The organism is Komagataeibacter swingsii (assembly GCF_003207895.1).
Taxonomy (GTDB): Bacteria; Pseudomonadota; Alphaproteobacteria; order Acetobacterales; family Acetobacteraceae; genus Komagataeibacter; species Komagataeibacter swingsii.
In genome coordinates this window covers 1-22,782 of record NZ_NKUB01000036.1, presented here as the reverse complement: position 1 = coordinate 22,782, position 22,782 = coordinate 1, and the positions used below count along the sequence as shown (strand labels likewise).

The window sequence follows — 22,782 nt, the reverse complement described above, 5'->3', positions numbered from 1 at the left end:
CGGCTCAGTTTCCGGCTTGGCGCAACCCGCTCTTCGGCATCCACGCCGTGGAGCTGAAACACTTTTTTCGAGGTATCCATGCCGATACGGACCAACTGACGCATGATGGTTTCCTTCACTGACATTCAACTCCTCAGCATCCTCTCAGGACCACAGGGAGCCGTCCACACCATCAGTTCTCAGTGAAAATTAACAGCCGGTTGGATGCAGGCAGACACAAGCCATACGATAGTTCTGGACGCGTCAATCAGACTGCATGCCGATTCTGTATTGCGGCGAGGCTGGCTCTGGCCACGGCGGCGACCCATCTTCCCTTCAGGCGCCTGTATGATGATCCGATGAACGGATGGACCGTCGATCCCGCGTGCTCAGTGGCATGTCACAGCTAACCGATCGGCTATGAACCGGCCAATGCTGGCCGGTATGGCCTAGTGAAACAGAAAGGATCGTAATGGATGCGCGTTCTTGGACATCCCTGAGCGTAAGTGAGGAATTCATGTGCTTCAAAGCACGCAAGCCGTTCTGCTACGGCATCACGAATTACATCGCCGCCACCCTGTCGGCCAACGTCCTGCTAGCGGTCGGGACTGACGCGCCAGCCTACGATCAGGTCGTGTGGGATCTGCTGACGTTCCGCCTGACCGCGATCCGGGATAATGCTTCGGAACTGATCGCCCTGGCCGACGGCACAGGTAGCGGGCGCGGTATCGATACCACGTTAACATCCGATCAAGCCCAACCTTTTTTGCAGAATCTGGCCGCGCGCACCGGCACGATTGCCGCAGTCAGCGGTCCGGTAGACTATATCACCGATGGTGTGACCACTCTGACCCTTTCCGGGGGAGACGCTCGCCTGACACTTATGTCACCGGGGCGGGGCGCACTAGGTGCTTACAGCGGCGTTATTGCCAACGCGGGATCCAAGCCAGAAGCGGTAGCTGCGGCCCATGCGCTGTATGCCGAAGCCGCGCATAGAGCCAGTGCAGCCCGCGAAACCGCCAGCTTCGCGATCGCGTTTATCGATCATCTCTCGGTGATCGAGGTTGATTTGCCTTAGGATCCCTAAAAATAGGTATCTAGTCCTGATCGTACATATACCTGCTTATTTTTACACGATCGATGCTGGGACATGGAGCGATTACGAGTCCTACCATGCATGCTAAAATAAAGACCGACAACCAGCAGGGTGCTGACCAGACAGTTGCCCATGCCCAGCAGCCCAACGCCAAGGAAATGCCCATTGCGTCCCAGCAACCCGGAAAGCGGGGTCACACTGGCCTGTGATATCATCCACCCCCCACTGCACAGGGTCGCCAGCCTGCCGGTCGGGTCCATGCGGCAAGCGATGCCGATCAGATTGGGATAGATGAAAAACCACAGTGCATAATTAAGCAGGAACGCCGTGCAGAAGGCGGGAATGCTCCACGGAACGGCCTGCACGACACAAGCCAGCGCGGTTAGGAGGACGGCGGGTGCCAGCAGACGGAAGGCTGCCCTACCATCCCCCAACAGCGAGCCTGCGATACACATTGCAAGACCACCTATATTAGCAACCGCTGCAAGCCAGCCAAACGCCGTATTCGTCAATCCAGCCAGATGCCCCACATGGGCGGAAAATGGCCATATGGCCAGACTGCCACTGGTATAGAAAACAACGGCGGCAATAATGAACCGGGGATGGACACAAGACCGTTCGCCTGACCGGGTTATGGACACACGATGAGACCGGGGTATGCTCGATCGGGAGGTCGTAAACCCCATAAGGGGTAGGAGGAAGACGACCAGCAGCGCCAGAAAGCCGAATACCCCTGCCCTGCCCCCGAGTGCCGTCGCCTGCGGCAGAAGCAGGCTGGCGATGGTGAACACCACGGTCTGCACGATCATGACCAGCGACAACCTGCGTGCGGGCGCATGAGACCGGGCAGTGCCGATATTGACCACAGCATTCAACATACCCAGTCCCGTCCCGGCCAGTAGGCGCAGTGCCAGTAGTATACCATAGCTGGCCACAATGGCAGAAGTACCTTGAGCCACGACGACCATGATACCTGCCACCAGCGCCACCCGGCGCAGGTGTAGACCCGCAGCCCATGGCGAGATACCGAACATAGCCCCAGCATAGGCCAGCATTTCGACCGTGCTCCAAATTCCTGCCTGAAAAGTGTTGAGATGCAGGTCGGTCATGAGCGCACTGACCGCGAACGGTCCAAGCGAGTTCATGCTATGGGCCGCGCAGTCAGCGGCGCTGATACCCACCCATTCCCATCGTCCGGCAGTCTCCGCTGGTGCGCGGAGTTCGTTGGTACTGGTCATAAGGAACGGAAGACCTCAAAGCCAAAGCTGCGCAGTTCACCGGGATAGCGGCTGATATTGCCGTTGAAAAATTCCCCAAATGCATTAGTATAAGTCAACTGATTGGTAATGTTATGCATCCAGAAGGACACTTCAGTTTTCTTGTCCAGCGAATGCCAGGCTACGCGCACATTGCCCATAAGGACTGGTTTCTGTGAAAAAGCGTTGCGGACAAGAGCCTGTGCCTGCGCGGATGAAAGCAGCGCACCCGGTGTGGTGGGCGTGGCGTCCGACCATGCCTGAAAACGGTAACGGCTGGTGTAACGCCAGTCTGTCTGGAAAGCGAAGTCACCGAATGAGACGGGCAATGTGTAACTAAGCAGCAGATTGGCGGTGACACGTGGCGCGCGCTCCAGCGGTTGTCCGGACAGATTGACCGGATTGCCGCCATTGAACGGCGTGGGCGCGCTGGCATTGGTAAAGCTGGTGTAATGGGCGTCCTGATAGGTTACACCAAATGTCGCGAGAAAATTATCTAGCGGTCGCACCTGCCCCTCGAACTCGAAGCCGTTGGATACGGCGCTGGCGGCATTGGTGGTGTGCGTACCGGTATTCTGCAAGATCGTGACCTGCATGTTGTCGTAGTCGTAATGGAAGCCGCTCAGGTTGATCTGGGCGCGTCCCTTCCACAGCCGAGCTTTGACTCCACCTTCGTAGTCTGTCAGCGTTTCCGGGTTATACAGGCTAAAATCAGACGCCGTGGCAACATAGGTATTGTAATTGCCAGTACGGAACCCCCGCGCATAGCGGAGATAGCCCATGATGTTGCTGTTGAAGCGGTATTTAAGGCTGGCGTCCTCGCTGTCCCTGTTGAACGTCTTTTTCAGCGTCGGACCGCTGATGGCGCTGCCTGTCGCGGGATCGATATAGGTGTTCGTGTTGGTGTTGATGTAGGTCAGCACCCGGTCGGATGTATTATAGGGGCTGCCAGCCTGCGTGGCATAGGCCCACGCCTCGCCATTGGCCTGACGGGTTTCCGATGTGAAACGCGCGCCGACATCCAGCGTCAGCCGGGGCATCAGGTCAACCGAAATAGCGGAAAATACGGCTGCATCCTGTGTGTTGATATTGAAACTGGACGCGTTGCCGCCCGCGCCAAAATCAACCGGGCTGTAGAGTGGCTGCTGGCTGTAGGACTGGGTCAGGTTGCGCATGTAATAGACACCGCCGATGTAGCGTATCTTTTTGCTCTGGGGCGATGCAACGCGGATTTCATTGCTCAGCACACGCGCGACGCCGCCGATGTTTTCCTGATAGTCGATCGGGGCAGGACTAGCGTCATCGTCGGAAAAGACATTGAAGTGATTCCATTCCAGCCCGAAAATATCCGTCAGTGTCCAGCCATGGGCAAAGGCGTACTGCGCATTGACCGACAGACCCGACCGGCGCGTTGTCGCGTCACTCCGGCCATTGTTCTGCAGGTTGCGGGCCGATGTCTGGGCATAGCCCTGATCATCCTTCCCCCCGGCCAGCAGGCCCACATGGTCCAGTTCCACATCGGTCTTGTTACGCCCGATATGACCTTTGACGAGTATGCTCAGATTATCAGTGGGCTTGGCCAGTATCTCGCCACGCATGTCGTAATACTGGTAACCGTTGGCATCTTCCTTCCGGTAACTATCATGGTATTGGCCGGAAAAATCCTGGTTGGTGATGGCAAAGCGCGCCATCAGGCGATCCTTGACAATAGGGCCGCCAATCGCCCCTTCCTCCCCCAGCCGCCCATAATTGCCAGCCGTGCCCCGCACGTAGCCGTCCAGATGATTGGTGGGTCGTTTGGTATAGTAATTGACGGTGCCCGCTGTGGTATTCTTGCCCTGCAATGTGCCCTGCGGTCCACGGAATACCTCGACATGGTCCAGATCATAGATCGGTACCCCCTGCGAGGCCCCACTGTCCAGAAACACGTCATCTTCCGACACGCCGACCGCCGTGGTCATGTTGGCCGAGAAGTCATTCGTGCCGATACCGCGCAGACGGTAGCGCGGATTGGCGGAGCCTGATGTGGTTTCGGCCATAAGCCCCGGAACGTCATGGGCCAGGGTCAGGGCATCCCGCACGCCCGTAGTCTGCAACGTGTTGCCAGACAGGGCGACGATGGAGGCAGGAATGGTGCTTGATCGCTGGGTCCGCCGCGTGGAACGGACGGTTATTTCCTCCACGCCACCTGCGTCTTTCCTTGCAGGTCTGTCGCTGGCCATCGTCGTTCCGGGAGCATAGCGCGACGATTTTGACCGTTTTGCGGCGGGTTGGGTATCGGTCAGGTCTGCCGCAAAGGATGCACAGACGCAGGGTAGCGTGCCAGCCGAAAGGGCGAAGACGAATGTCGTCACATATGACAGGGTGGGAATACGGTTCATGGCGAATGTCTCACCGGACACTGGGAGGATAAAGCCGCGCTTCAGTCTCAAGCGTTTCCAGAGGCTTGTGATTGCGGATGTATGCGTTGTGGGCATTGGGCGGAGGCTGGTAGTCCCAGTGGGTACAGGTCCCCATCGCCAGCGAGCGGCTGACCAGTTGCCGCCGTTGCTGGCTGGCAATGACATCGCGGGTAATGCGGGCATAATCCCATTTCTTATGCGTTTCTTCCCTGAAGGCCGCCAGTATGGCTGCCGCAGCATTGCTGCCATTCAAATTGCGGGTTTCATCCGGATCATCGTTCAGGTCGAAAAGCTGGTCGGGTTCGCCGGGGGTATGGATGAACTTCCATTGGGCGCGGCGAATCATGCTCACGGGCGCTGTCGTGCCTTCCCCGCAATATTCGCCAAACACGCCATCATGGCCGCCTAATCCATTCAGATGGGGAACAAGGCTGCGGCCATCGGTGCGGGGTGCAGGTGGCGCTCCCGCCAGTGTGCACAGCGTCTCCCCCACATCCACCAGCGAGACCGCATCGCGTACAATGCGAGGGCGAAAAAAATCCAAGCCACTGAATATCAGCGGCACGCGCGACGCCCCTTCATGAAAGGACATCTTGTACCACAGACCGTGCTCGCCCAGCATTTCACCATGATCACTGGTGAATACAATCACCGTGTCGCGGTCCAGCCCCGTTTCCTGCAGCACCGCGCGCAGCCGTCCTACCTGATGATCGATATACGAAATTGCGCCGAAATAGGCCCGCCGCGCACGCAGGGCTGCCTGTGGCGTCGCGGGGTCGGCCGTAATGCCGCACGCCTCACGTATGCGGATAACGGCGGGATGAGGATCCTGTGCCAGATCTACCTGGGGCGACGGAATGGGGACACCAGCATACCGGTCCCACCATTCCTGCCCGATATTGAATGGGTCATGTGGATGGGTGAAGGAGACCAGCATACAGAACGGACGCCCATCGCGCGTGCGGGCCAGATCATACAGCTTACGGCGGGTGGCGAAGGCGACTTCCTCGTCATAATCGATCTGGTTGCTGCGTACGACCGGACCGGCCTGATGAACTGAATCCATGGAATGGTACCAGTCCGGCCGGATTTCCGGGTGCAGCCAGTCAGGCACCCAGCTGAAATCGGCAGGGTAGATATCGGTTGTCAGGCGTTCCTCAAACCCGTGCAACTGGTCCGGCCCGACAAAATGCATCTTGCCCGAAAGGATCGTCCGGTACCCTGCAAGTCGTAGCCGGTGGCCGAATGTCGGAGTATCGGCGTGCCATTCACAGGCATTGTCATACACGCCGCTTATGGTGGGCAGGAGGCCGCTCATGAACGCCGCCCGCGACGGACCACATAATGGGCTGTTGGTATAAGCGTTACCAAACACCACGCCCTGCCCTGCCAGATCCGTCAGGTTGGGGACGATGACGGGCGATGGATCGCGACCGCCCAGAACTGCGGGAAGCAGCGCTGCCGTCAGCTGATCTGCCAGCACCACAAGGAAATTGGGACGGTTGGACTGCTGCTCGAGCATGGGTCTCTATCTCACGAATATACAACGTATTACGATAGTGAATTGTGTATGAAATTAATATGCATCAGTTAATGTGGTTTGTGATGTCATTTTGTTCTTATGCGTGGTATAATTAATAATTATGACAGGATACATAGTTGATTATCTAATGGGTAATGCGCGGGTGCTCGAAGCGGCGGGCCGTCTAGGCAGTTTCAGCGCTGCTGCGGCCGAACTGGGCATGACCCAGCCCGCCGTCAGCCAGCAGATTGGCCATATCGAACGTGTCGTTGGTATGCCGCTGTTCATGCGCAGACATCGCGGGGTTGCGCTGAACGAGGTTGGCCGCACGCTAGTTGCCGCGGCGTCGGAAGCACGGGCTACCATCAGGACTGCGCTAGAACAGGCTACGGCCGTTAGCCGGGATAGAGTCCTGAATGTGCTGACAGATTATGGTTTTGCCGCCAACTGGCTGATTTCCCGTCTGCCGGATTTTGAAAAAATCTGTCCGGGCATAAAAATCCAGATCCTGACAACCCAAGCGCTACAGGCCCAGCCCCCCTTGGGGATAACGGCGGATGTCTCCATCCTGTTTGAGGCTGCCGTCCGTAAATCAGGCGAAAACCGCGTTACGCTGTTTGAGGAGGAAGTCTATCCTGTATGCAGTCCCGCGTACGCGCGCACCCATGGTCCCTTTACGACACTGGCTGATCTGGGACGTGCACATCTTCTACACCTGAATGGACATGAGAACCTGTGGTTTACATGGACGGACTGGTTTGCCCGGATGGACCCGAACCCGTCAGTGCGGGGCAGCCAGCAGACGGCACGTTTCCGGGCTTTTGGCAACTATCCCCTGCTGCTGCAGTCTGCCATGCAAGGGGAAGGCATCGCGCTGGGGTGGCGGCCGCTGGTTGATACCTGTCTGGAAAGCGGCGTGCTGGTCAAAGTCTGGCAGAAACCACTCAGAAGTCGCCGGGGCTATGTGCTGACGGCCCGCACACCGCGTAGTAGTCAGGCTGAGCTGTTCTGTGACTGGCTTGTCAACCTCAGCCGCATGAGTATCTGACCAGAATGTCCGGCAAGAACCTGTCCAGGACAGATGGAATAGTCCAGCTCGGCTTCTTCCAGAAACTGAACTACCCTGGGTTTACCGGAGCATAAACCCTATGGCCGAGAAGAAGAAAATATCGCGTTACTGGCCGAACGCGAAGTGCGCTCCATCGCCTACCAGACAAAGACCGCCCGGTTCCCCGCCTATAAAGATCTGTCCGGGTTCTCCTTTGCCGATACGCAGGTCAACGAGCCCATGATCCGCCAGCTCCATAGCGGGGACTTCATCGAGCGTGCTGAAAATGTCGTGCTGATCGGCGGTCCGGGAACCGGGAAAACCCACCTGGCGACCGCGCTGCCCATCCAGGCGATCACCCATCACCGCAAGAAGGCGCGCTTCTGGTCAACGTTCGACTTGGTCAATGCGCTCGAACAGGAAAAGACCGCCAACCGGGCCGGGCAGATTGCCGACAGGCTGCTCCGCCTGGATCTCGTGATCCCTGATGAACTCGGTTATCTCCCCTTCAGCGCGTCTGGCGGCGCCCTGCTGTTCGATCTGCTCAGCCGCCTCTACGAGCGCACCAGTGTCATCATCACAACCAATCTGAGCTTCAGTGAATGGGGAGACGTCTTTGGTGACCCAAAGATGACGACGGCGCTCCTCGATCGGCTAACCCATCACTGTCATATCATCGAGACAGGAAATAACAGCTACAGATTCCGAGCCAGCACTGCCGCGTCAAAAAACAGAAAGGACAGATCTTCTTCCCACCAGAAGGAGCCGGATGATGACAGAGTCCCTGTGCATTGCTGCAATCAGTCCCCTTCGCCAGCGCCTGCTTGATGACATGGCGGTGCGGCAGTTCTCCCGGGAGACGCAGCGCAATGACCTTCGCGATGTCGGCCGTTTCGCCACGTTTCTGGGCCGCTCACCCCATACGGCAACAGCCGAGGATGTACGCCAGTTCCAGATTGCGCAGAACGAAGATGGGATGCCGACACCGACCATGACTGTCATCGTGTCGGCCCTACGTTTTTTCTTCACCCGAACACTCGACTGCTCCGACCTCGCACGCAAGTTGGTCCGGGTGCGCATCCCCGCAACCTGCCTGTCGTGCTGAGCCGCGATAAGGTTGCCCGTCTGCTCAACGCGACCACTTGCCTCAAGCATCGGGTCGAACGGGGCAAAGGCTGACGATATCGCAACGCCATGCTTCCGGCAGACCTTCTGCCCCTGCTGCGGGAGTGGTGGAAGGCCGGACGCCAGCAGGGCGTGATGCATTCCAGTGGCTGGCTTTTTCCTGGGCGGGACACCATAAGGCCCATCAGCACACGGCAGCTCCATTGTGTGGTTGTCGATGCCGCGCGGGCTGCTTCGAGCACCAGACGTGCGGGGCCTCATACCTTGCGGCACAGCTTTGCCACGCACCGGCTTGAGGATGGTGTCGATATCCGCGTAATCCAGGTGCTGCCGGGTCATTCCCCTCTGGAGACCACGGCCCTTTATACAAAAGTTGCGACACGGACCGTGCGGGCCATCATCAGTCCGCTCGACAGGCTGGGCAAACTGTTCTGCCGCCTGTTCCTGACCCGGCTGCGCGCACTTTCCGATGCCGACCGGCTGGCCTTTTGGGGGCAGCTTGCCCCTCTGGCAGCCCGGCGTGCCTTTATGCGGTATCTGGCCCCTGTGCACAGCACGCGCTGGGTCGTCTACGCCAAACCACCATTTGCCGGTCCCAAAGCGGTACTGGCCTGTCTGTCGCGCTATACCCACTGTGTCGCCATCTCGAACCGCCGCCTCCTGGCGTTCAACGAAAACGGTGTGACGTTCCGCTACAAGGACTACCGGCGGGGCGCGGCCCACCAGCAGCAGAAGATCATGACACCCGCCACGGATGAGTTCATCCGCCGCTTCATGCTGCATGTCCTGCCACGGGTATTTCATCGCATCCGCCATTATGGCCTGCTGGCCAGTTCCAGCCGCAAGGCCAGCCTCGCCCGGATGCGGGAACTGCTGAATGTCATATCCACACCAACGCCAGAAGGCCCGAAAGCCGAACCGGTCACGCCACCGCCGTGCCCATACTGCGGTGGTCCGATGATCAACATCCAGATCCTTCCCCGATGGTGCCAGTCCCGAGAGCCGCACCGGGCGACTGATCCGGCCGGGGGATCACCATGACAGCCCGCGGAGGCCATAGCATGACCGATTCCGATGCCGGAGTGGCTCCGCTCCGGCAAACAGAGGTTCCTGTAAACATCACAGGAAAACCCGGAAAAATCGCTGTCTGCACCGCCAGTTCTGTCATCGCGTCATGCAGATCCGGTCATAAAAAACCCGTGCCAGTTCCACAAACACACCTGTATGCTCTGGCTCAGAGATCTCCCCCCGGGGGGGCGCCAGTTGCAAATTCCCCATAACTGAGACCCCGTATCGCGGGTTCGGTCTTTCCAGACTTTCGTACGCCTCGCGGCGCCCGAAACCCTTCATGAGAGCGGAATGTCTGCTTTCCGGTATGAACCCGCAGAAACAGACGTCTGCGCAAATCCCTGCTCGGTCTCAGGCTGCAGACACGAGGACCATTATTCGGCCCAGTAATTCATGTCATGGACATGCACGCTTAGCGCAAGATTTCGAGGGGCTTGCAGTAGCGCTGTATAAGGAGACAAATACATCTGATCGGAAACTTCGATTTTAGACTTGACGTCCTTATCCAGATCAATCGTTCCGTTGAAGCCAGAAATAAGCACAGACCCGTTTCCAGAGCCGCGATAGAGAAGGCAGCCAACCACACCAAGGTATACCTGACGTTGTTGCTGCACACTTAACACTCTAGCCGCTTCGTTTCTTAGATCTTCGAATGATGACTGAAAAGTGATATAACCGCCGTCGTTACTGGTTTCCTGAGGAAAGACGAGGTCGCCATCTGAATCAAAGTTTTTTGCGAAGTTTTTGCAGGCTTGCCTCGGATCCGGACCAGCCCCGATCACGTAAATTTTTGCGAAAAATTGCACATCCTCAGCTAACCCTAACCCCAGGTTTTTGTACGCTGGATGAGCATTAAATTTAAAGACAGATCCTATTTCATCAGAGTAAATTGAAATGGAAGTATCCGTAATGGATAATATTTTTAACCAAGGCCGGGTTTGGGAAAATAATGCGTCCTGCGCGATAGCGGTCTGTTTAGTAGATGCCATTGATTGAATGTGAGCTTCGCCTACTGCACGCCATGCATAAAAAGCACTAAATCCTCCTGCAATCGCGGCAATCATAGCGAAAACGAGCGATATTAACGCTATTACACGATCAATCGTCGACATAATACAAACATCCGTAAATTCGTTCTGCAGCCTTTTTTTAATAACACCTTCCGCTTACTGGAAGTCCGATAATTATAATTGACGCCCCGCAAGAGGACGAAAACAGTCGGTCGGACTTATCGTCTCACGGCCAAGTGTCTTCGACGAAAAACGAAATCTTTCATTATTACACAGACTGATAATCAGACCATTCAACCTGGTCACGAAATCGACTGGGCGGACTGCCCAGTGTCTTGCGGAATGCAAACGCAAACGCGGATGCCGTGGAATAACCAAGAGCATGCGCGACCTCTCCAACTGGCAGTCCTGATGACAGCATGCCAACGGCGGCCTGCATCTGCACCTGCCGACGATAGTGACTGAAGCTCATGCCAATCTCAGCTTCAAACAACCGGGCCAGCGTCCGGCTGCTGGCCCCAGCCACATCCTGCCATTCGGATAGTGACCGGCCATCCGCCGGAGAGGCCATCAGCGCATCCGTGACACGCCGCAGCCGTGCATCCGAAGGACGCGGTACACCCAGAGGTTCGGAGTGTGCCAATGCAATCTGGTCCAGCAGCACCGCCACCATGCGCGACGCCGGTGAAGGAACGGGATAATCTGCCGGGCATCTGGCAACCGCATCAATCAGTTCCTGCAACAGCGTTGTAAGGGCGATGATGCGACAGGCTGGCAGAAAATCCCGGCACATCTGCGGTGCAACCAGCACGGCACGCAGCCTGGTTTCCTTGGGGCTGTGAACGGCATGCACCACACCCGGTGGCAGCAGGAGCGCCCGACCGGGCGGTACCAGCCACTGGTTATCTTCCGTCGTGACGCGGATTACGCCATGCGTGGTCGCCAGAAGCTGCCCGAGGTCAGTGTGACAATGAGGTTCGACATCCGCAGCTTCCACATGATGCTCCGCATGCACGCGCACTGGACGTAGCTTTGTAGGAGGCGTGCGATCAGCAAGACTGCTGGCCTGCAGGGATCGGGATTGCTTCATCTGGCATATTTTCGACAGTTTATGGCATCCTGTCGAGCGCCGGATAAAAAATCAGCCTGTATAGCAGAGGGCATGACACGTTCCGCCAAAACGCTTCTGCCCTGGCTGATGATCTTCGGTGCCAGTATCTGCCTGCGTACCGGAATTGCGTCCCTCTCTCCCATCCTAGACCGGATCGAACGAACTCTTGCCATCTCCAACGCCGAACTGGGCTTGCTGACCACGCTTCCAGTCCTGTGCATGGGCGGCCTGTCTCCGCTTGGGCATATGCTGGAACGGCGACTTGGCCTGAAACGCTCCATGATAATGGCATTGGCGCTTCTGACGATCGTCCTGCTCCTTCGCCTCGATGGTGGCAGCTATGGACTGCTGCTTTTCACGGCCGTCGGGGTGGGCGTAGGCGACGCGATCATCCGGCCATTGCTGTCGGGGTTCATCAAGGGTGAGTTTGCCTCTCGCGCGCCTGCGGCCATGAGCGTCTATGCCGCCAGTATGGGCGTGGGATCGGCCGTGGCCGCTTTCGGAACGCCCCGCATCAGTGACGCCACCGGGAGCTGGCCGCTGGGTCTGGCTTTCTGGGCGCTTCCCACGGCACTCGCCGGGTTTTGCTGGATACTATGGCGTGAAGATATTGCTGCGCCTGCGCGCTCCGCGTCACAGCTCTCTCTCACGATCAGCCGGAGCGGCATTCTTGGACTGACGCTGTTCTTCGGTCTTCAGGCCGGGATCAATTACGTCGCAATAGCGTGGCTGCCGTCGCTGTATGGTGCCTTTGGATATTCCGACCATATGACAGGCTTCCTTGTCGCCATCATGATGCTGTTCCAGACGGGCATCAGTTTTGGCATGCATGTCATCATGCACGCTCTGAAACTTACAACCATCAAAGCCGCCCTGATTTTTTCCGGCCTCGCCATCCTGGGGTCACTTAGCCTGCTGCTCGCAAAGCCGGTGCCATGGCTGGCACCTTTAATGATCGGGATTGCGACAGGAGGCCTGTTCCCGGTAGCGCTCCTCCAGCCTCTGGATTTCGCGCGCGACAGATCAGAGGCGACACGGCTGGCCGGGCTAACCCAGACGGGTGGCTATCTGCTTGGCGGTATCCTACCGTGGATTACAGGTTTGCTGATCGATCAGCTCGGCGTTGTCTCGGCGCTCCTGACGTTGCTGACTGGTAGCGCAGGCTTGCTTGCTGTGGTTACGGTGCTGATCCAGCGCACTTATCAGAAATGATACAGCCCGCCACGAATGTCTGCTTTCAGCTTCCTTCTGGAAATATCCGGGTATCCCGAATGAGGACAGACGCTATCTATCCGTTCGGGGTTACTTTGCGCGTCAGTGCTTTGGCGGAACAATTGCCAGTTGCGCCCGGACACTTGGACGCTCCTGCATCCGCGCGAACCAGGTTAAAAGTGCTTCGCACTCCTGCGGGATCGGTAATTCTACGGCTTTGGCGAATATAAAACCCCCGATGACTGCGATATCCGCCATCGAGAAAGCATCACCAGCTATGAAAGGCTGTTTTCTCAGCACCCCATCAAAGTAATGCATCCCGCGTAGGGCCTTATCGCGCTGGCGCAGGCCCCATTCTTGGTTCTGGTAGACTTCCACATCGGGACCAAGACCCGGTGTGGCATGATGAAAATAGACGCTGATGGCGTCCAGCATCTCGATCTCGGCGCGTTTTGTCATCATCTGGATCACGCCTTTTTCAAGCGGGGTTCGACCGGTCAGTGTCGGTTCCCCGGCGAGCGCATCAAGATAGACCGTGATCGCCGTACATTCAGCAAGGCAAATTCCATTGTCCAGTTCAAGAACTGGCAGCGTTCCGGAATAATTCCTGGCGAGGAAAGCAAGTCTCTTGTGTTCCCCCTTCCACAGGTTGACCGGCACGAATTCGACGCTGGACTGGAGATTCTTTTCTGCCAGGGCAATCCGGACACGGGCTGGATAAGGTCCTGTGGGCCAGTCGTAAATTTTCATTGCAGCAGCCTTATTGGCATCGAAAGCGAAAATGTCAGGGGTCCGTCCGAACAATCACCTCGGCCTCTCGGCACTGGAACGGTGACTGTCCGGGGCCTCTCCCCTACCGCGATGACTGAAACGCCTTGCGGCCTTCTGCATCCAGTGCCGCGAAATCTTCATCGGACAGTGTGATGCTGGCAGCAGCGACATTCTGCTCCAGATGCGCGACCTTCGATGTGCCGGGGATTGGCAGCATCACCGGACTGCGTTTCAGGACCCAGGCCAGTGCGATCTGGCTCGGGTGCGCGCCGTATTTGCCTGCCATGGTGTCCAGAATTGAGCCGGGCTTCGCGAGGTCACCCGCGGCGAGCGGAAACCAGGGGATGAACCCGATGTTCTGCGCCGTGCAATAGTCGAGCACGTCCTCGCTGGTGCGATCGACGAGATTGTAGCGGTTCTGGACGGTTGCTACGTCAAAGAACTTTGACGCCGCTTTGATGTCGTCAACGGAAACCTCACTCAGTCCCGCATGACGGATCAGTTTCTGGTCGATGAAGGACCTGACCGCATCAAACTGTTCATCGGCCGGGACCTTGGGATCGATCCGGTGCAACTGCCACAGATCGATCTGTTCGACGCCGAGATTGCGCAGGCTCTTGTGCACCTGCTGTAGCAGGTATTCCGGCCGCCCGACCGGCTTCCAGATGTCCGGTCCCGAACGGGTCAGACCACCCTTGGTCGCGATCACGAGGTCCTTGCGGTACGGGTGCAGCGCCTCCCTGATCAGCCATTCCGAGACATCGGGACCGTAGGAATCCGCCGTATCGATGAAGTTGACGCCGAGTTCGGGAAGGCGCCTCAGCGTGCGGATGGCCTCGTCGTGATCGGCAGGCGGTCCCCATATGCCCGGGCCTGTGATGCGCATCGCGCCGAAGCCAAGCCGATGAACGGCGAGATCGCCGCCAATGCTGAAAGTGCCCGCGTCGGCGGCATTAGCGGATGAATGGGTCATGGTCCTCATTCCTTTTTTTCCAGCGAATGGGTGGGGATCAGTCATTCCGTCAGGCTGCGAAGCCACCATCGATATTGTATGCAGCCCCCGTGATGATGCCGGCCTCTGGCCCGGCAAGATACGCGACCAGCCCCGCGATCTCCGCGCCCGTGGCATGGCGCTTGATCGCCATGAAGTCGTGCATCACGTCCTTCAGCGGCCCATCGGCAGGGTTCATGTCGGTATCGGTAGGGCCGGGCTGGACAACGTTGACGGTAATGCCGCGCGCCCCGAAATCACGCGCCAGCCCCTTGACCATGCCTTTCAGTGCCGCCTTGCTGGCGCTGTAGGCGGCAAGGCCAGTCATCGGCATCCGGTCTGCATTGGCGGAGCCGATCAGGATGATGCGGCTGCCGTCGGGCATATTTCGTGCGGCAGCAACCGCCGCGTGATAAGGCGCGTGGATATTGATGCGGAAAAGCCGGTCGATGGCATCCGGCGGCATGTCCAGTGGATCACCCGCGCCAAGAATCCCGGAATTGACGACCAGCACGTCCAAGGGGCCGAGCGAGGCGATCAGCGCGATGAGGGCATCCCGGTCGCCGCTGTCGGCGCGCAGGGCCCTGCTTCCGGTCTCGGCCGCCAATGCCTGGGCGTCGTCAGGGGAAGACAGATACGTGAAAATGACTTTCGCGCCATCCGTTGCGAAGCGACGCACGATGGCGGCCCCAATCCCGCGACTGCCACCCAGCACGAGGACTGATTTTCCATGAAAGCTGGTCATGACCGTGTTTCTTTCAACGCCAGAATTGCCGCCAGCCTGTCGAAGGCTGGCTGGTAGATGTATGTCGGCATCCGGGCCTCCATGCTGGCTGCGTGTTCGGCAGCCGCTTCGAAGTGGCCGCGCCAGCGGATAAACGTGCGATCGCCATCCGTTATGGGCAGAAGCGTGATGGTCGAGCGGTAGTTCCGGATCGGCAGCGCCGATTCAATGATCGAGAACGTCACCGCATGCTCCACGTCCGACAGCGCCAGAAGCTGTTCACGGATCACACCGACATCGCCCATTTCAACACGTCGGATTGCGCCGACACGGTCGCCGGGATCATCGCCTTCGATCACGCAGCTTTTCACGCCCGGCAACCAGCGACCAAGGGTGCCGAAATCACGGATCAGCCCCCAGACGGACGAAACGGGTGCATTGATGACACTGCTGGCCATAACGTTGATCATACGGACTCCCCCTGCCCTTTTCTGTGTGGGATCAAAGTGACTGGCCGCCCGTCACCTCGATGCGCTGGCCATTCACCCAGTGCATGTCGTCAGACAGGAGGGCACGGACTGCAGCCCCGATGTCGTCGGGCTGGCCGACACGCCCCAGCGGCGTGATCTCTGCGAGGCTTCTGTTGACCGTGGCATCATCACGGACCAGACCGCCGCCAAAGTCTGATGCCACCGCGCCGGGGGCGACCGCATTGACGGTAATGCCCCGCGCGCCCAGTTCCTTTGCCATATAGAGCGAGATGACTTCGGTTGCAGCTTTCATGGCTGCGTAGGGCCCATGATCCGGCAGGTAGAAGCGCGTCGCGGCAGAGGTGATGTTGAGAATGCGGCCACCATCACGGATCAGTGGAAGAAGGGCTACCGTCAGCAGATAAGGGCCCTTGAAGTGAATGTTATACTGATTGTCGAGCTGTTCGGATGTCGCGGCATCGAAGCGTGTATGAATGATGTTGCCAGCGTTCTGGATAACGTAATTCAGTGTCTGCTGCTCGAACTCGTTTGCGAGAAGGGTTTTGACCTGCTCTGCAAAATCCCCGAATGACGCGTGGTTCGCGATGTCCAGTGACAGCATGCGCAGCTTCGCGTTCTCATGGCTGAGGGCGGTTTCAGCAGCCTTCGCCTCGTCTTCATTGGTGTGATAAGTGCCGATCACGCTGATGCCGGCGGCCGTCAGATGCCTGGCGATGCTGTAGCCGATGCCGCGATTGGCACCCGTGACGAGGGCGATTTTTGATGGGCTCATGATCGGATTCCCTGAAAAGGCATGGCGTCGGGTTCCGAAGACACCATTTCCATATCGACTGATCCATAATAGGGACATGAAGCAGGGTCAAGGATTTGTGGACCGACCGATATGGAATTTTCGTGCCGGGTCCCGATCGTCTCGCCGCTGTCAGTCCGTCGGCTTTTTCTTGGGCCGCTTTGCTGTTCCCCGTTTCACCGCGTTAATATCCCACAATGTCAGCAGCGACGTGACGGCCGCATCCAGAGTGTCCGGACGCATCCCGTCCCGGGCTTCGCATGTCATGCCGTGGAAAAAAGTCGTGAGAATTTCGGGCAGCACATCTGTCGCCGGGGATGCGTTCAATTCACCATTGGCAATAGCGCGTTCTACGCAGGCCCTGATGCCGGTGCGCGTGCGCTGTCGTTCCGCCGCAAGAAGCGCCTGGACAGGTTCGTTTTCAGGTGAACAGTTGCTGGCACCGCACACGACCAGACACCCGGCTGGATGTGTGCGGGCGGACTGCATGCGCGCCGAACTGCGCAACGTCCGTTCGATGGCCTCGCGCGGGGGCAGGCTTTCATCCCATAACGGCGCCATCACCTGCCCGTATGTGGCCAGATAACGCTGCACGACTTCGCGGAACAGGGCTTCCTTCGAGCCAAACGCGGCATAGAAGCTCGCGGGCGAAATGTTGCCCATGCAGGCCTTGAGCTGCGTCAGGGAAGTCGGCTCATACCCCTGCGCCCAGAAAAGCGCCGTGGCGGCATCAATCGCCCTGTCGCGGTCAAACTCACGGGGACGCCCGGTCCGCGCCATGTCATCGTTCCTTCCGAAAGACTTCCATATTAAGTGATCCATAAGTGATTGCCAAGGCTGCTATCGCCCTATATATGTATCAAACGATCCATATATGAGCGCCCCATGAACCCGACCATCACAGTGCCCACGCAAAAAAACGACGCACGCCTTCCGATTGCCGGCCTGCTCGCGCTGGCCATGACCGGCTTCATCTGCATCATGACCGAAACCCTGCCGGCAGGTCTGCTGCCTCAGATCGGTGCGGGTCTGCATATTTCCCCGGCGCTCGCCGGGCAGATGGTGACGGCCTATGCCATAGGCTCGCTGAGTGCAGCGATCCCGCTGACCCTCGCCACGCAGCGATGGCGGCGCAGGAAGGTCCTGCTACTGGCGATCATAGGCTTCGTGGTATTCAATTCCATCACGGCGTTTTCGACGCATTACGGCACGACCCTTGTGGCCCGGTACGGAGCGGGGGCGGCGGCGGGTCTCGCTTGGGCGTTGCTGGCCGGCTATGCGCGCCGGATGGTGACGCGCGCCCAGCAGGGCCGTGCCCTGGCGATTGCCATGGTGGGCACGCCGATCGCGCTCTCGCTGGGGGTTCCCGCCGGGACATGGCTGGGCGCTGCCGTTGGCTGGCGGCTGGCTTTCTGGATCATGTCGGGCCTGACCGTGCTGCTGATCGCATGGGTGCTGGCGAAGGTTCCTGATTTTCCAGGGGCTGCACATGACGAGCGTCTACCGTTCCGGCATGTTCTGTACATGCCGGGCGTGCGGTCCGTTCTGGGCGTGGTGATGGCCTGGATGCTCGCGCATAATGTGCTCTATACCTACATCGTGCCATTCGTGACACCGGCCGGACTGGCGGGACAGGCAGATCGCATCCTGCTGCTGTTCGGGGGCGCGGCCCTTGTCGGCATCTGGCTGACCAGCCGCACGGTCGATCACGCCCTGCGCCTGTCCGTCCTGCTCAGCCTTGCCATATTCGCGGTCGTGGCAGGGGCTTTCGCCATCGGATCAGCGTCGCCTGCGGTGATTATGATCGGTGTCACGATATGGGGGCTGACATTCGGCGGGGCCGCGACGTTGCTCCAGACAGCACTGGCCGATGCGGCCGGCGATGGTGCGGACGTCGCGCTGTCGATGAATGTCGTAGCGTGGAACAGTGCCATCGCCGGCGGGGGCCTTCTGGGTGGCGCGCTGCTCGATACATGGGGGGCGGCATCGTTCCCCTGGGCGGTGATGGGGCTTGTCGCTGTCGGCTTCCTGATCGCATGGCAGGCCCGGTCCCATGGGTTTCGACCCGGCCACCGGCTCGGGCATGAAAGCTAAGGATGCAATGGGGGTGTCAAAGGCGTCCTTCTCTTCTACCCTGTGTGGGGCTATCGCTTTCACCATCACTTTTAACCCTGCTCAACCATACGGAACTTATCCATGTCACGACCGCCATTCCCGCCCTTTGATATTGAAAGTGCGACACGCAAGGTCCGGCTTGCCGAAGATGCCTGGAATTCCCGGAACCCGGAACAGGTGGCGCAGGCCTATACAGTGGATAGCCAATGGCGCAACCGGGTGGAATTCATCCATGGGCGCGATCAGATCGTGGCCTTCCTGACACGCAAATGGAACGGGGAGCGCGAATACCGCCTGATCAAGGAACTCTGGGGTTTCCGCAATAACCGTATGGCTGTCCGTTTTGCCTATGAATGGCATGATGATGCGGGTCGGTGGTTCCGGTCCTATGGCAATGAACTGTGGGAATTCGATACCGCCGGGCTTATGCGCCGCCGGGTCGCATCGATCAATGACCTGCCGATAGAGGCCGGAGACCGACTGTTCCATTGGCCTGCGGGAAGACGCCCCGACGATCATCCGGGGCTGTCCGACCTTGGACTTTAATGTCCTGAAAGAAATTGCTCTCGCCAAAGTTCTTTCATGATTCCGATCCTCACCATCCCTGTTCGGTGGGCAGAACAAACAGTTCTGCGACATCCATTCGGGATGGTGCGTTCAGCGCAAACAGGATCGTGTCAGCGATGTCTTCGCCTTCCAGATAGGTCATGGAAGCAGCCAGATCATCCATCTGCTTGCGGTAAGTGGCATCTGTAATCTGCTCGTACAGTTCCGACTTCACGGCACCCGGTTGAATGCAGGTGACGCGGATATTGTGCTTTGGCCCGATCTCCATCCTGAGTCCATCGGAGAACGCTGCGACGGCGGCCTTGGTGGCGCAATACACGGCCAGACCGGTAAAGACTTTCCGGCCCGCAATCGAGGACATGTTGAAGATATGGCCCGAATGCTGTGCGATCATCTGTGGAAGAACCGCCGCCGCTGCATTGAGGACACCAGACACGTTTACGTCCACCATACGCTGCCATTCATCCACTTTCAGGCTGTCAACGTTGGACAGGGGCATCAGGCCCGCGTTGTTGACCAGCACATCAATCCTGCCGAACCGGGCGATGAGGAAATCTACCGCAGCCTTGCATGACGCCAGATCTGTCACGTCGGTTGGAAGGGCAACGGCTTTGCCGCCTACCTCGGTGATTTCCGTCACCAGTGCGTCCAGACGGTCCTTGCGCCGTGCTGCCAGACCGACAATAACGCCTTCTGTCGCAAGTTTGCGTGCTGTTGCCGCGCCTATCCCGCTGGAGGCTCCGGTAACAAGAGCGACCTTACCTTTGATACTCATGATAATCTCCACACAATCTGTTTAAAAAGATCAGAAAACATGTAGAGACTACGGGAACTGGCTTCTCTCGTAATCTTGCTGAAACCATTGTGATTTTGCGATTTTGTAAGTTGATCGGGACAATTCACGGCACGGCTGAAAGGTAAACCGGATGTTGCATCCGCATCGTTCTTCGCTGCATGCCGCCAGTTATGCCCTCGAGGACCGTATTCCGGGCCGAAAGATCGCGCAAAGCCAGGGAGGGGCATGGAAAGAGGCAGAGGCGCAGATATTCCGCCGACCGCAACACGAAGATGAAGTGCTGGTCCCGGCCGTGGCCGAGCCCTTACTTGTCTGGATCATCTCGGGAGAAGCGCAGATCGAGGAACGAGAACTGACCGGTGAATGGACGAAAAGTGAGGTCGGATCGGGATCATTCTTCCTGACACAGACCAATGCGCCTTATCTCATGCGCTGGCAGGCCGATCCGGACCGTCCGTTTGAAGTCCTGCATCTTTATCTGGGGCTTACTCTGGTGAACCGGGCCGCCCGATCGTTGGGGCTTAATTCGTCCCGGCTCTCCATGCGCGACATTTCCGGTGGTCAGGACGCATTCATCTCTGGCGTGCTGACAGGCCTTACGGCCGAGATCCAGACGCCTCATTCGGCCAGTTCGCTATTTGTGAATGGACTTCTGGAAAGTCTGACCGTCCATCTTCTACGTCATTATGCACAGACACAGCCTTCGCTCACGTCCAGACCCGCACAACTGCCAGCGTGGAAGCTACGTAAGGCGCTGGATCATATGGAGGCCCATCTCGCCGAACCGTTCGACCTCGATTTTCTGGCCAAGTTGTGCGGGATGAGTCGGTTTCATTTCAGCCGGTCATTTCACAACACCATGGGGCAAAGCCCGTCACGCTGGTTTATCCGGCGGCGTGTGGACCATGCGAAGGAGCTTCTGTCACAGACCAACAGGTCCATCATCGAGATCGCCCTGACCAGTGGCTATGAGAGTGCGAGCCATTTTGCACAGATGTTTCGCAGGGAAACCGGCATCAGTCCACGCGACTTCAGGAAGCTATGATGAAGACGGATAAGGCGGCTATTTACCTCCCTGCTTTAAATTCCTTGACCAGATAGCGGTTAAGGCAGACCTAAAAGGTCGCCTTTAGACGCTGTTTTTCTCAATGCGCAACTTTCAGTCTTGATTTCCGGTTCTCCTTCGATGGGATGCTGGCCATACGATTTCTGGGTGTCTTCGCATCAAAAACCGTTGCGGATCACGACATCCAGCGCTGTTCAACGAATTAATGGGACTTGAGCCGAGCCAGTTCCGATGCACGCCATATCTCCCAACGGCGAAGCAGTCGGTGGTATGGTTCACCTGTCCGCTCATGCAGCTTTTCTACTACGGTTATCCGGTCCGTACGAAAATGACGGAAGTCCTGTCGCAGTTCGCACCAAGCGATCAGTACGCGCGTGGTATCCGAATAGCCAAGAACCACTGGCCATACCGTACGCTCGGTTAGCGTACCCCGTTGATCGCAATAATGCAGGCGCAATTTCATTTCTTTACGTATTGCAGATCGAAAGTCCGCCGCGTCCACCGTATCCTCGGACGCATCAAGAGGCAGCTTCGCCGCAGTGCTCGGCGCAATGATAAATGGCTGCAGGCGCTCGGGCACGACTGCCGCAATCTTGGCAAGAACGTCCAATGCCGTACGTGCAAGCATTTCATCGCCATGGGCTGCTACCCACTGCGCGCCCAGAACGATCGCCTCAATTTCCACCGGGGTCAGCGCAAGCGGCGGCATGTCGTATCCGGAGCCGAGCACGTATCCAACGCCAGCCTCACCTGAAACGGGCACGCGCTGCCCCATCAGATGCGCGATATCGCGGTAGATCGTGCGCGTAGAGACCTCCAATTCCCCAGCCAGCGCCCGCGCCGTGACGGGGCGCGACGACCGGCGCAGGATCTGGATGATCTGAAAAAGGCGATCGGTACTGCGCAAGGGCTTTGCAATCATGCTGACAGGATGCTGTCAGCATGATTGTGCCACAAGACGGCAAACACAACCTTATGGAGGAACCGCCCGATGAAATTTGCCTCTACCCGCCTGATTGCCGCTGACATCAACGCCATGGTTGCATTTTATGAATTGGTGACCGGACAGCCTGCCGAATGGCTTGCACCCCAGTTTGCCGAAATCGTCACCCCTGGCGCGACACTCGCGATCGGTAGCGCCGAGACGGTCGCCCTGTTCAGGGAAGGAACTGCCGAACCGGGGGCAAACCGCACCGCAATTCTGGAATTCAGGGTTGATGACGTGGATGCCGTATTCGCACGCCTGAAAAACAGGGTGGACGTTGTGATTGAGCCAAAGCTGCTACCATGGGGCAACCGCACGGCCCAGTTTCGCGATCCCGAGGGCACGATCATCAGCCTGTTTATGCCGTTAACCAAAGCCGCCCGCGCCCGTTTCGGAACCCGGTGACAACGGGTGGCCAACCGGTCTGTTATTTCTATAGACAACATACAGGAAAGCGGGGGGAGGGGAGGCGAACGACCTAGTTCTGGGAACTAACCTGAAGAAACCGGTCATTTAGGCCCGGTGTCTCGGTTTCGTGACAGCTTTACGTCGTCCTAACACTACAGTTGTGTTTTGATGTGAGAGGCGTAGGCTTTTGCCTGATGTATTCGTCTGAAGCGTGACCAGTGCAGGATATGGTTGAGGGAGATCTGACGC

At 58.0% G+C, this 22,782-nt stretch carries 21 protein-coding genes and 4 pseudogenes; 11 read left to right on the top strand and 14 right to left on the bottom strand.

Annotation, left to right across the window (positions count from 1 at the left end; all coding sequences use genetic code 11):
• A pseudogene (locus CFR76_RS18540) lies at nucleotides 1–104 on the bottom strand (IS110 family transposase); the annotation flags it as partial.
• A gap of 347 nt (nucleotides 105–451) precedes the next feature.
• On the opposite strand from CFR76_RS18540, the gene CFR76_RS15560 reads away from it, so the two are divergent.
• The gene (locus tag CFR76_RS15560) at nucleotides 452–1,057 is read left to right on the top strand and encodes a hydroxyethylthiazole kinase (protein ID WP_025440090.1); all 606 of its coding nucleotides are present in this window, start codon (nucleotides 452–454) and stop codon (nucleotides 1,055–1,057) included.
• Between the two features lie 5 nt (nucleotides 1,058–1,062).
• Here CFR76_RS15560 and CFR76_RS15555 read toward each other — a convergent pair whose 3' ends face one another.
• The 3 genes from CFR76_RS15555 to betC form a co-directional block, all read right to left on the bottom strand.
• A complete protein-coding gene (locus tag CFR76_RS15555) occupies nucleotides 1,063–2,220 on the bottom strand; it encodes an MFS transporter (RefSeq protein WP_341871532.1) in 1,158 nt (385 codons plus the stop codon).
• 89 nt (nucleotides 2,221–2,309) lie between these two features.
• Entirely contained in the window at nucleotides 2,310–4,712 is a 2,403-nt protein-coding gene (locus CFR76_RS15550) for a TonB-dependent receptor (RefSeq protein WP_041250554.1), read from the bottom strand.
• A 10-nt stretch (nucleotides 4,713–4,722) separates the two neighbouring features.
• On the bottom strand, nucleotides 4,723–6,255 hold the full coding sequence (gene betC / locus CFR76_RS15545; RefSeq protein ID WP_025440093.1) for a choline-sulfatase: 1,533 nt from the start codon (nucleotides 6,253–6,255) through the stop codon (nucleotides 4,723–4,725).
• Between the two features lie 148 nt (nucleotides 6,256–6,403).
• On the opposite strand from betC, the gene CFR76_RS15540 reads away from it, so the two are divergent.
• The 5 genes and pseudogenes from CFR76_RS15540 to CFR76_RS18525 form a co-directional block, all read left to right on the top strand.
• On the top strand, nucleotides 6,404–7,303 hold the full coding sequence (locus CFR76_RS15540) for a LysR substrate-binding domain-containing protein (RefSeq protein ID WP_025440094.1): 900 nt from the start codon (nucleotides 6,404–6,406) through the stop codon (nucleotides 7,301–7,303).
• 123 nt (nucleotides 7,304–7,426) lie between these two features.
• Nucleotides 7,427–8,131 (top strand): annotated as a pseudogene (istB, locus tag CFR76_RS15535) (IS21-like element helper ATPase IstB); the annotation flags it as partial.
• Complete coding sequence (locus CFR76_RS18845; RefSeq protein WP_235721297.1) at nucleotides 8,073–8,408, top strand: phage integrase N-terminal SAM-like domain-containing protein; 336 nt, start codon at nucleotides 8,073–8,075, stop codon at nucleotides 8,406–8,408. The pseudogene istB and the gene CFR76_RS18845, both read left to right, overlap by 59 nt.
• Nucleotides 8,409–8,497: 89 nt before the next feature.
• A pseudogene (locus CFR76_RS18885) lies at nucleotides 8,498–8,746 on the top strand (tyrosine-type recombinase/integrase); the annotation flags it as partial.
• An 87-nt stretch (nucleotides 8,747–8,833) separates the two neighbouring features.
• A pseudogene (locus CFR76_RS18525) lies at nucleotides 8,834–9,469 on the top strand (IS91 family transposase); the annotation flags it as partial.
• Between the two features lie 401 nt (nucleotides 9,470–9,870).
• Here CFR76_RS18525 and CFR76_RS15525 read toward each other — a convergent pair.
• Both CFR76_RS15525 and CFR76_RS15520 read right to left on the bottom strand, forming a co-directional pair.
• The gene (locus CFR76_RS15525; protein WP_235721298.1) at nucleotides 9,871–10,608 is read right to left on the bottom strand and encodes a hypothetical protein; all 738 of its coding nucleotides are present in this window, start codon (nucleotides 10,606–10,608) and stop codon (nucleotides 9,871–9,873) included.
• Nucleotides 10,609–10,774: 166 nt separating this feature from the next.
• On the bottom strand, nucleotides 10,775–11,596 hold the full coding sequence (locus CFR76_RS15520; RefSeq protein ID WP_235721299.1) for an AraC family transcriptional regulator: 822 nt from the start codon (nucleotides 11,594–11,596) through the stop codon (nucleotides 10,775–10,777).
• Between the two features lie 72 nt (nucleotides 11,597–11,668).
• On the opposite strand from CFR76_RS15520, the gene CFR76_RS15515 reads away from it, so the two are divergent.
• Complete coding sequence (locus tag CFR76_RS15515; RefSeq protein WP_041250530.1) at nucleotides 11,669–12,829, top strand: MFS transporter; 1,161 nt, start codon at nucleotides 11,669–11,671, stop codon at nucleotides 12,827–12,829.
• A 102-nt stretch (nucleotides 12,830–12,931) separates the two neighbouring features.
• On the opposite strand, the gene CFR76_RS15510 is transcribed toward CFR76_RS15515, so the two are convergent.
• The 6 genes from CFR76_RS15510 to CFR76_RS15485 all read right to left on the bottom strand — a co-directional run bounded on the left by CFR76_RS15510 (nucleotide 12,932) and on the right by CFR76_RS15485 (nucleotide 17,376).
• A complete protein-coding gene (locus CFR76_RS15510) occupies nucleotides 12,932–13,579 on the bottom strand; it encodes a glutathione S-transferase (RefSeq protein ID WP_025440102.1) in 648 nt (215 codons plus the stop codon).
• Nucleotides 13,580–13,682: 103 nt separating this feature from the next.
• Nucleotides 13,683–14,573, bottom strand: a complete 891-nt coding sequence (locus CFR76_RS15505; RefSeq protein WP_025440103.1) for an aldo/keto reductase — start codon at nucleotides 14,571–14,573, stop codon at nucleotides 13,683–13,685.
• Between the two features lie 49 nt (nucleotides 14,574–14,622).
• Nucleotides 14,623–15,336, bottom strand: a complete 714-nt coding sequence (bdcA, locus tag CFR76_RS15500; protein ID WP_025440104.1) for an SDR family oxidoreductase — start codon at nucleotides 15,334–15,336, stop codon at nucleotides 14,623–14,625.
• A complete protein-coding gene (locus tag CFR76_RS15495; RefSeq protein WP_025440105.1) occupies nucleotides 15,333–15,785 on the bottom strand; it encodes an SRPBCC family protein in 453 nt (150 codons plus the stop codon). The genes bdcA and CFR76_RS15495 overlap by 4 nt, the downstream gene beginning before the upstream one ends.
• 31 nt (nucleotides 15,786–15,816) lie before the next feature.
• On the bottom strand, nucleotides 15,817–16,578 hold the full coding sequence (locus tag CFR76_RS15490) for an SDR family NAD(P)-dependent oxidoreductase (protein WP_025440106.1): 762 nt from the start codon (nucleotides 16,576–16,578) through the stop codon (nucleotides 15,817–15,819).
• Between the two features lie 150 nt (nucleotides 16,579–16,728).
• Nucleotides 16,729–17,376 (bottom strand): TetR/AcrR family transcriptional regulator, encoded by a 648-nt coding sequence (locus tag CFR76_RS15485; RefSeq protein ID WP_025440107.1) that lies wholly within the window; start codon nucleotides 17,374–17,376, stop codon nucleotides 16,729–16,731.
• 105 nt (nucleotides 17,377–17,481) lie between these two features.
• Here CFR76_RS15485 and CFR76_RS15480 point away from each other — a divergent pair, with 105 nt between their 5' ends.
• A complete protein-coding gene (locus tag CFR76_RS15480) occupies nucleotides 17,482–18,690 on the top strand; it encodes an MFS transporter (RefSeq protein WP_025440108.1) in 1,209 nt (402 codons plus the stop codon).
• 102 nt (nucleotides 18,691–18,792) lie between these two features.
• Entirely contained in the window at nucleotides 18,793–19,257 is a 465-nt protein-coding gene (locus tag CFR76_RS15475) for a nuclear transport factor 2 family protein (RefSeq protein ID WP_025440109.1), read from the top strand.
• A gap of 49 nt (nucleotides 19,258–19,306) precedes the next feature.
• On the opposite strand, the gene CFR76_RS15470 is transcribed toward CFR76_RS15475, so the two are convergent.
• Nucleotides 19,307–20,053, bottom strand: a complete 747-nt coding sequence (locus CFR76_RS15470; RefSeq protein WP_039732323.1) for an SDR family oxidoreductase — start codon at nucleotides 20,051–20,053, stop codon at nucleotides 19,307–19,309.
• Nucleotides 20,054–20,204: 151 nt separating this feature from the next.
• Between CFR76_RS15470 and CFR76_RS15465 the strand changes: the two genes are divergently transcribed.
• Nucleotides 20,205–21,119 (top strand): helix-turn-helix domain-containing protein, encoded by a 915-nt coding sequence (locus tag CFR76_RS15465; protein ID WP_025440111.1) that lies wholly within the window; start codon nucleotides 20,205–20,207, stop codon nucleotides 21,117–21,119.
• A 223-nt stretch (nucleotides 21,120–21,342) separates the two neighbouring features.
• Here CFR76_RS15465 and CFR76_RS15460 read toward each other — a convergent pair whose 3' ends face one another.
• A complete protein-coding gene (locus CFR76_RS15460; protein WP_041250531.1) occupies nucleotides 21,343–22,062 on the bottom strand; it encodes a helix-turn-helix transcriptional regulator in 720 nt (239 codons plus the stop codon).
• Between the two features lie 69 nt (nucleotides 22,063–22,131).
• Here CFR76_RS15460 and CFR76_RS15455 point away from each other — a divergent pair, with 69 nt between their 5' ends.
• Nucleotides 22,132–22,530 carry a VOC family protein gene (locus CFR76_RS15455; protein WP_025440113.1) on the top strand — a complete coding sequence of 133 codons (399 nt, stop codon included), beginning with the start codon at nucleotides 22,132–22,134 and terminating at the stop codon, nucleotides 22,528–22,530.
• The last annotated feature ends 252 nt before the right edge of the window (nucleotides 22,531–22,782 follow it).